Origin of the sequence: Ilumatobacter nonamiensis YM16-303 (assembly GCF_000350145.1) — a bacterium.
Lineage (GTDB): Bacteria > Actinomycetota > Acidimicrobiia > Acidimicrobiales > Ilumatobacteraceae > Ilumatobacter_A > Ilumatobacter_A nonamiensis.
In genome coordinates this window covers 1-9,819 of record NZ_BAOL01000220.1, presented here as the reverse complement: position 1 = coordinate 9,819, position 9,819 = coordinate 1, and the positions used below count along the sequence as shown (strand labels likewise).

3 protein-coding genes are annotated in these 9,819 nt (G+C 67.7%); all 3 read left to right on the top strand.

Going from position 1 to position 9,819, the window contains the following annotated elements:
* Positions 1-5,331, top strand: a 5,331-nt coding sequence (locus ON45_RS17735; RefSeq protein WP_040495636.1) for a hypothetical protein, incomplete at its 5' end; no start/stop codon positions are given.
* Complete coding sequence (locus ON45_RS17730) at positions 5,328-5,945, top strand: hypothetical protein (protein WP_040495635.1); 618 nt, start codon at positions 5,328-5,330, stop codon at positions 5,943-5,945. The genes ON45_RS17735 and ON45_RS17730, both read left to right, overlap by 4 nt.
* The gene (locus ON45_RS17725; protein ID WP_040495634.1) at positions 5,942-9,799 is read left to right on the top strand and encodes an AAA family ATPase; all 3,858 of its coding nucleotides are present in this window, start codon (positions 5,942-5,944) and stop codon (positions 9,797-9,799) included. Before ON45_RS17730 ends, ON45_RS17725 begins: the two co-directional genes overlap by 4 nt.
* Positions 9,800-9,819: the final 20 nt, after the last annotated feature.

Sequence of the window (9,819 nt, the reverse complement as noted above, 5' to 3'; positions counted from 1 at the left end):
CCGATCGCGAGTCTGCCGATCGCGTCGCTGCCGATTGCCTCGCTGGACCCGGCCGGCACCCCGATCGCATCCCTTCCGATCGCGAGTCTTCCCATTGCGAGTCTGCCGATCGCATCGCTCCCGATTGCGTCGCTTCCGATCGCCAGCCTTCCGATCGCCAGCCTCCCCATCGCCTCCCTCCCGATCGCGTCGCTCCCGATCGCGTCGCTGTCCGACGTGATCGACTGCACGGCACTCGATTGCTCCACCTCCACGCTCACCTTCGAGGAAGCGTTCGACCAGGCCGCGATCAGCGGGACGACGCTCGACGACCTCGTGCCGCTGCTCGCCGGTTCGCGATGGAGTGAGATGCTCTCCGTCCTCGACATGACGGAGGCCGAATTCCTCACGATGATCTCCGAGATCCCGGGAACTGGCCCGGAAGGTCATCTGACCTGGGGCGACATCACCACGTCGGACGACCTCGACTTCGGTGATCTGACCCTCGGCGAGCTTCCGCCGAGCATCCTCCGGCAGCTCCCACTGGGCGACCTCGCCCCGTATCTGTCGGGACTGCGCTGGAACGACGTGCTCGATGCTCTCGACATCTCCGAACAGGAATTCCTCGACGCCGTCCTCACCCTGGCGGGCAGCGGAGCCGACGGCGAGTTGACCTTGGCCGATCTGCTGTCGTTCGACGACATGTCGCTCGGCGATCTCCCGGACCTTGCGGGACTGACGCTCGCCGAGATCGCTCCGTATCTCGAGGATCTCCGACTCGACGATCTCGTCGGTGTCTTCGGATTCACCGACGCAGAGGCGGTCGCCGCGTTGGAGACGATGTTGGCGAACAGCCAGCTCTCACTCGCGGATCTGTACGTCGACGAGTTCACGATCGGAGACCTGATCGCGTCGGACGGACTCGGCAACGTGTCGCTCGGCGATCTCGTCGGTGCGATCCTCGCCGAGGACCCGAACGCGCTCGATGGCGTCACCCTCGGCGACCTGTTGCTCGCGTTGTTGACGCCCACCGACTACCCGTGGGAACGCGTGCGGTTCGCTGACGTGGACACCGCCGATCTGCCCGATGCGGTGGGGTCGGTCCGGTTCGGGGCGGAGATCCAGATCGTCGACACGACCCAGAGCAAGCAGGTGGAGGTGGCGGTCGAGGTACCACCCACCACCGGCTACCTCGCCGGGAGTTCCACGGTCAACGGTGAGCCGGTTCCCGACCCGGTGCGTGCCGGAAACCGGCTGACCTGGACGGTGAACGCGGTCCCCCTTGCGGAGTACGAGATCGCGTTCGATCTGCAGCCGACGCTCCAGATCGGACAGTCCCAGATTGCGGCCGAGGCCCGCATCGTCGGTGTCCCCGGCAGCCTGACGGCCATCCAGAACGTCACGGTGCAGCAGGCATTCGAGTCGAACGACACCCCGGAGACCGCTACGCCGATCGGCGAGGAGTCGCTCTACCTGACGCACATCACCCCGGAGGATGTCGACTACTTCGCCATTCCGGTCGACAAGGGACAACGCCTCGTCGTGAACCTCTCGAACATGGCCGCCGACTTCGACGTCACGGTCCACGGACGCAGCGAGGCCGCGTCGATCACCCCGCTGGTCCCGACGAGCGGACAGAACGCTGGTGCGCCGGCCACCGACCCCGATGTCGCAGCCGACGGTTCGGTCTCCGTCGTCCCGGGCGTCGGCAACGACGTGGGGCTCGCGGCCGGCCTTCCGGTCGTGGCGACGGGCGCGCGTCGGGGGCTCATGCCCGAGACCGTCGTCACGCCGCCGCTGTCCGCGGGGACGGTGTACGTCCAGGTGTACGGAGCGAACGGCGCGAGCTCCCCGCAACCGCTCGTGCTGCAAGCGTCGATCACGGAGGGCTCCGCGGCGCCGCCGTGCCCGACGATCGAACTGGATGCCGGAATCGCGGCAGGTCCCTCCGTGGTTCCTGCCGATGCCAACACCTTGATCGTCGTGAACCAGGAGCGCATGAGCGCGCTCCATCCCGACACCTATGGCGAGGCCATCGATGAAGTCGACGCGCTCACCGACTACCTGTCCGGTGAGGGGGCAGCACTGGGGATCGTCCCGGGCGTGGTGAGCGTCGACGGCTTGGCCGGGATCGACGCCGCCTACTCGAACTGGGATGCGGATCCATGCGACCCCGATCGCGCGAACGAGGTCGTCGGCGTGATCGCCGACGAGATCACCGAGCTGCGTTCCACTCGCGACATCGAACACATCATGATCGTCGGTGGCGACGACGTGATCCCGATGGCCAGGGTCGTCGACGGTGCGACCATCTCGAACGAGTACGACTACCGCAACACGTTCGGCGGCAACAACGCGCTCGCCGGCGCCGCATGGGCGTCGCAGATCCTCACCGACGAACCGTACGGCGAATCCGATGCGCTGTCCTTCGGCGACCGGTTCCTGTACGTCACCGACGTTGCGCTCGGGCGACTCGTGGAGAGTCCCGCGGAGATCGCCCTGCAGCTCGAGTCGTTCGTCGGTGCCGACGGCGTGCTCGAACCGGAGACCGGACTGGTGATGGGCTACGACTTCCTCGACGACGGATCCGAAGCGATCGCGGCCGACATGGAGGCCGCCGGATTGATCGTCGACGACGAGTTCGGATCCTCTCAGGACGACGACACGTGGACCGCCGACGACCTCGCCGACAAACTCTTCCCCGACACGGGCCCGTCGCCGGACATCATCTCGTTGAATGCGCACTTCGACCACCGCCGCGCACTTCCCGCACTCGGCAACTCGACCGGTGACGAATCCGATCTGTTCCTCGCTCAGACCGTGCTCGACAATGCCCCCGGTTCCCTCGTCGGCAAGGTGACGTTCTCGATGGGTTGTCACAGCGGCCTGTCGGTGCCCGCGAGTCTGCTGGACGGTGACACGCCGCTCGAGAACGACTTCCCCGAGGCCTTCAGCGGAGTGGGCGGCATCTACGTCGGCAACACCGGCTACGGCTACGGCGACACGGATCTCGTCGCCTACTCCGAACGGCTCATGGACCTGTTCGGGGAAGCCTTGGTCAACCCGACGCTGCTCGATCCGGCGCAGCCGATCACGACCGCCGGTCAGGCGCTGCAGTTCGCCAAGAACGACTACTTCGCCGAACTCGGCCAGCTGAGTGCCTACGACGAGAAGGCACTCATGGAGGCCACCTACTACGGCGTCCCGTTCTACCGGATCGGCAGTGTGACACCGGACGAAGCGGCCGACGTGCCCGACAACGAACCGCAGAACGGCGTGGTCGTGATCAACGACGTCTCCGCCGACAACGAGCGGGACGACTCGCCGGCGGACGGAACGAAGTTCGTCAACCGGAACGCGAGTGGTGATCCCCTCGAGACGAAGGTGCCGTTCAACCCGGCTCAACCGTTGCTCACCATCGACGTGACCGACGTCGATCCGGCCGACCCGACCGGACTCGAGCAGGTCGCCCACGGTGCCATGATCATCGACATGGACTCGACCTACGAGCAGGTCGATCCGGTCATCGTCAAGCCGGTGGTCGACGGCGGCGCGGCCCAGCCCGAACCACAGGTGTCCGACGTTCGGTTCCCGGGGTCGCCCTCGTCGGTCCGGACGACCGAACAGCCGGAGGGCACGCGACAGTCGATCGCGTTGACGACCGGTCAATTCCGCGGAAGCAGCTCGTCCGGCGTCCAGCGCCTCGACGACAACCTCGATCTGATGGTGTTCTACGCCGATGCGAGCGAGGACGACTTCACACCACCGACGATCACGAACGTGACGGGACTCGTGTCGAATGGTCGACTCACCATCAGCGCGAGGATCACCGACGGCGGCGGATCGGATCAAGCCGGCTCGGGCGTCGACATCGTCCGAGCGCTGGTCGCGGAATCGCCCGGTGCCTCGTCCGTCGACTGGGTCACGGTCGACCTGGTGCTGGTCGACGGCACCTGGGTCGGCAGCGTCGATCTGACAGCCGGCGTCGAGAACGTGGAGTTCCTGATCCAGGCCAAGGACGGCGCCGGCAACGTCGGATTCGCGAACAACAAGTCAGGGAACTACTCGGCCGTGCCGACGAATCCGTCGGATCCCGACATCACCGTGGCCATCGTCCCGGAACCCGACGTGTCGGGGGACAACGGCGTGTTCAACGGGCCCGTGGTCGTGTCCGTGGCCGACAACGACGGATCGGGTGACATCACCTACGCCGTCAACGACGATGCTGCAGCGCCGCTGCCGGTTGACGGCGTGACCATCGATCGGGAGGGCCCGAACACCGTCGTGATCTCCAGCGGCTCGCGAACCGTCACCGTGTCGATCGTGATCGATACGACGGCGCCCGACGTCACCATCGCCGCACCGACCGACGGTGCGCAACTGTTCGCGGGTCCTGGTGTCGTCGCGACGTTCAGCTGTCGCGACATCTCGTCGACGACGTGTCTCGGTGCCGTCGACGGCGGGGACCCGTTCCCGTCGGGGACCGCGCTCGACCACCTCGGCGTCGGCGAGCACGAACTGACCGTGACCGGCACGGATTCGGTCGGCAACGAGAGCCTGAAGTCGGTGACGTTCGAGGTGGTCCAGGACGAACCGGTGATCCGGTCGATCGACGGTCCGCTCACTCCCCAGGCGATCGGTGGCGGCGTGACGCTGTCCGTCGAGTTCGACGACCGCAACTACGGAAACGACGACTACACGGTGACGATCGACTGGGGGACGCCCGATGGCCCCTCGACGACCTGTTCGGCAACCGAGGCCGAGCCGCAGTCGGGGAACCCTGCGTGCGAGATCACCAGCGAACCGGCGGTCGGCTCGTCCGGAACGGCGGTCGGTTCCTTCGTGTACGGAGCCCCTGGGGTGTACGCGATCACCGTCACCGTCGACGACGGCGCAGGAAACTCTGCGACCGAAGCGTTCGAGTTCGCGGTGGTGTTCGATCCCGACGGGGGCAGCGTCACGGGTTCGGGGCTCTACTGGTCGGGACCGGAGGCGTACGACGGGTCGCGGTGGGGATCGCTTGCTCGATTCGGATATCACGCTCGCTACCGCCCGAACCACCCGGACCAGCCGATCGGCGAGACGAAACTCCACCTGGTCGGAGAGTTCGTGTTCGACTCCACGGAGTACGACTACCTGATCGTCAACGACGCGCTCGCCGTCTCGGCCGGCACCGGTCGACTCGACGGCGTGGACGGGTATCGGTTCTGGGTGCAGGGCATCGACAACGGGCGGATCGACTTCTACCAACTGACGATCGAGGACCCCGACGGCGACGTCATCTACGACAACGGCGTCCTGTACGAGCAGGGCGATCTCGTCCTGCTCGGCGGGATCAGGGTGGCACCGTGATCCGAGGATGCTTCGCCGCTCTGTCGCTCGTGCTCGTCCTCGCCGGCTGCACCGCCAGCGACGACGCGCGGACACCGGACACGACGGCAGATTCCTCGTCGGATCCGGCCGATGATGCGTCGGCCGGTTCCGCTCCGGCGTCCGTCGAGGGGTCCGACGACGGGGCCCCGTCCGACTCGGCCGCGGACGGAACCGGACCAGAGGCGGAGGGCGTGCCCCCCGGTGCCGGGCTGAGCCTCGGAGCGCTCGGCGACCAGGTCGTCGAGTTCGAGACCGAGGACGGCAGTGTCCAGATCGGTTCGGGGCAGGTGCCGGAGGCTCTCGCGGCGTTCCCCGTCCCCGATGACCTCGAGGTGCAACTGGCGAGCACGGAAGCGGATGACGCGGGGTTCACCGGTCTGAGCTCGGCAACGATCTCGGAGCTGGCCGACTTCTATGTCCTCGGATTGCCCGAGGCCGGATACGACGTCGCCGAGCGCCGCGATCTGTCGGAGTCGGCGGTCATCATCGATTTCGAGGCGGACTCGGGCTTGGGCCAGGTCGCGATCACCACCTCGCCCGGTGGAGACTCGTCGACCCTCGTGGTCACGTTCGGATCGGACGGCTCGCCATGACGGTGTGTACCCCACCCGACGCGAACGGTTCGACCACGACGGTTCCCACCTCGCCGGACACCGCTCCGCCGACATCGATCGCCTCGGTTCCGTCCGACATCACCGGCGACCCACTCGCCGCGTTCGTCTCGCGCCTCGCCGTCGAGCTGGGCGAACGACCGACGCCGTCGTGGACGAGCGTGGAGGGTTCGATGCTCTCGGCCGACATCTCGGGCTTCACCGCGCTGTCGGAAAAGCTGGCGGGCAAGGGCCAAGCCGGAGCCGAGGAGATCACCGAACTCCTGAATCGGTGCTTCACCGAGTTGATGGGCGCTGCGTACGAATACGGCGGCGAAGTGCTGAAGTTCGGTGGCGATGCGATTCTGGTGCTCTTCCGCGGTGACTCCCACGCCCGCCGAGCCGTCGACGGCGGCCTCGAGATGCAGCGGGCGCTCCACGCGTCGTCGGCGGCCAAACGCGCGTCGCTCACCATGACGGTCGGCGTCGCCGAGGGCCCGTTCGATGTGTTCCTCGTCGGGTCCGGCTACCGCGAGCTGGTGGTGACCGGTCCGCAGGCCACCGAGGTGATCCGCCTCGAGGGCGAGGCCGAGAAAGGTGAGACGCTGATCTCCGAGTCGCTCGTCCGCGAGCTTCCACCCGAGATGATCGGTCGTCGGGAATCGGGTGGAGTGGTCGTGTCCGGATCGACCGGCGACGCGCGCAGCGGCGTGATCCCGCGGGTGCCGAACGCGGATGACTACACACCCTTCGTTCCGGGAGCGGTGCGCGAGCAGCTGAGCGCGTTCGCAGGATTGGGTGGTGAGCACCGACTGGTCACCGTCGGTTTCGTGATGGTGACCGGAGTCGAGGAGATGCTCGCCGACCACGGTCCGAGGGTGACCGCCGAGGCGTTGCACGAGTTCGTCGACGCCCTCGTCGCCGCCTGCGATGCCTTCGGGGTGACCGCACTGCACACCGACATCGCGCCGGACGGTGTGAAGTTCGTGCTGTGTGCCGGTGCCCCGCTCACTCCGGGGAACACCTGCGATGCGATGCTCCACGCGGCGCTGCGGATCGCCGCCCTCGACTCTCCCTTCGTCGTCCGCCAGGGTGTGCAGACGGGTCGCGTGTTCGCCGGATTTCTCGGAACGGCGATCCGACGGGCGTACACGTCGATGGGTGACCCGGTGAACACCGCGGCGCGCATGCTCGGCAAGGCGGGCGACCGGGACGTGGTGGCGGTCGAATCGGTGGTGTCCGGTGCACGCACGCTGTTCGTCACCGAACCGATCGAGCCGTTCCTGGTCAAGGGAAAGTCCGCTCCGATCACGGCGCACAGGATTCGGGCGGCGACCGGGCAGGCTCGACAGGACTCGTCGGCCACCTCGTTGATCGGGCGCCGGGTCGAGCTCGACACGCTGACCTCGGCGATCGAGAGTTCGGGCGAAACGGTGATCCTCGAAGGGGCTGCGGGTGTCGGCAAGTCGCGGCTGCTCGAGGCGTTCCTCCGGTCCGCGGACCGGAGGACGACGTTCCGGGCATCGTGCACGCCGTACGGAGCCGCCTCGCCGTACAGCGTCTTCCGTCCGATCCTCCGGGCGGGTGCGGGCATCGGCCACGACGCCGATCCGATCGCGGTCGGACGCCGGCTGAATGCTCTCGTCACCCTCCGCGCCCCGCACCTTCGCCCGATGCTCCCACTGCTCGCCCTGCCGTTCGGCGCCACGGTCGCATCGACACCTGAAGCCGACGCAATCGACCCGACCTTCCGACGACAGCGGGTCCACGATGTCGTCACGGAGTTCCTCGATGCGACGCTCGACGGTCCGGTGCTCCTCGTCGCCGAGGATCTGCACTGGGCCGACGACGCGTCGGCCGACCTGGTCAACCATCTGGTACGCGCTGCCGTGGCCCGGCCGTGGTCGGCGGTGCTCACGCGACGTGACGAGGGCGCGTGGGAGCCCCCGACGAAGAACGTTCGCCGGATCCTGCTCGAACCGCTCACGAACAGCAACATCCGGCTGCTGGCGATCGAGTCGGCCGAGCGTTCGCTGTCCGACGCGGATCTCGACCAGATCGTCGTGCGTGCCGCCGGCAACCCGTTGTTCGCGATCGAACTGGCCCGCGCTCGTTCGCGAGATGAGCGCGGCGTCCTGCCCGACTCGATCGAGCAGCTGATCGCCGCACGGATCGACGACCTGCCGCCCGACGATCGACGAGTGGTGCGGATCGCGGCCGTGTTCGGGCGCGAGTTCGAACACGGCCATGTGGCGGCGGTGGGAGGCGGCGACATCACGATCGATCCCGGACTCGACGACATGATCGAGGCGATCAGCGACGAACAGTTTCGTTTCCGACACGCGATGCATCGCGATGTCGCCTACGCCGGCCTGCCGTTTCGCGAACGTCGTCGACTCCACGGGCACGTGGCCAGTCGGCTGGAGACGACGACCGACCAGCCCGATCTCCTCGCCCCGGTACTCTCGCTGCACTACAGCGAGGCCGGGCAGCCGAAGCAGGCGTGGAAGTACGGCCTGCTCGCCGGATCCCAGGCAGCCGACCACTTTGCGCAGCGCGAAGCAGCGGACGCGTATCGACGTGCCCTTGATGCCGCGCGACACCTCCGTTCGGTCAGTCGTGGGGAGCGTCGTGACACCGCGGTACGACTCGGCGACGCGCTGCTGGCGCTCGGGGAGTACGACGAGGCGTTCCGAACGTACCGACGGGCTCGGCAGTGGGCCGACGGTGTGGACACCGTCGATCTCATGCGGCGCCAGGCCGTGGTCCGCGATCTCCAGGGAGCGCTGCCGGTCGCGGCGCGATGGCTCGACCGTTGCCTCGACGCGCTGCCGGAGCACGATGCGACGCAGCGCGAGCAGGAGGCGCATGTGGATGTGGATCTCGCGTACGCAGCGGTCCGACACCGCCAGGGTCGTTTCGAGGACTGCCTCGTGCTCGCCGAGCGGGCCGCGGCCGCGGCTCGACAACTCGACGACCGGCAACGGCTGGCAAGGGCGCTCGACCGACTCCACGTCGCCGCGACGTACCTCGGGCGCCCGGAAGCTGACGAGTACGGTCCGGAAGCACTCGGGTTGCATCGGGACCTCGACGACCACCTGAGTGAAGCGCGGATCCTCGACAACATGGGGATCCAGGCCTACTTCGCGTGCGACTGGGACCGAGCCGTCGACATGTACGACGAGGCGGCACGGGCCGGAGCGATCGCCGGCGACGTGATCGAGGCGAACCTCGGGCGGGCCAATGCCGCTGAGGTGTGGTCGGACCGGGGCAGATTCGACCTCGCCGAGACGGTGTTCACCGAGGTGTTGAGGAACTGGTCGGCGGCTGGCTGGACGTTCGGAGTGGTCGCAACTCGTGCCAACCTGGCCCTGGTCCGTGCCCGTCGAGGCGATGCGGACGCGACGACGACGGTGGAGGAACTCGCGCGTTGCCTGTCGGAGTTCGAGGCGCTGGGTGCCGAGGAGTTCGTCACCGAGTCCAGAGTGCGAATCGTCGAGGCGCTCAGCCACATCGGCGATCACGCGGGTGCCGAGGCTGCGCTCGGACGACTGGGCGCGGAGTTGTCGGACGAGACGACCGCCCGCATCGAACGACAGCGCGCACTGATCCATCTCGCCGTCGGTGACCTCGTCGCGGCGGACCGGTCGGCCGGTCTCTCCCTGTCCGCCGCCCGCTCGGCCGGTGCCCGGTATCAGGTGGGTCTGTCGGCGCTGCTCCTGGGGCACCTGCGGTCCGACGACGAGTCCGTCGCCGAAGGTCGCCAGATCCTCGGCGAGCTCGGGATCGTCGAACTTCCCGCCGGCCTGCGCTCGGCCGGCGCCTCCCTGCACGCCTCCATCCCCACGTTCTCGTGAACAGTTCGCGCACGGAGCGC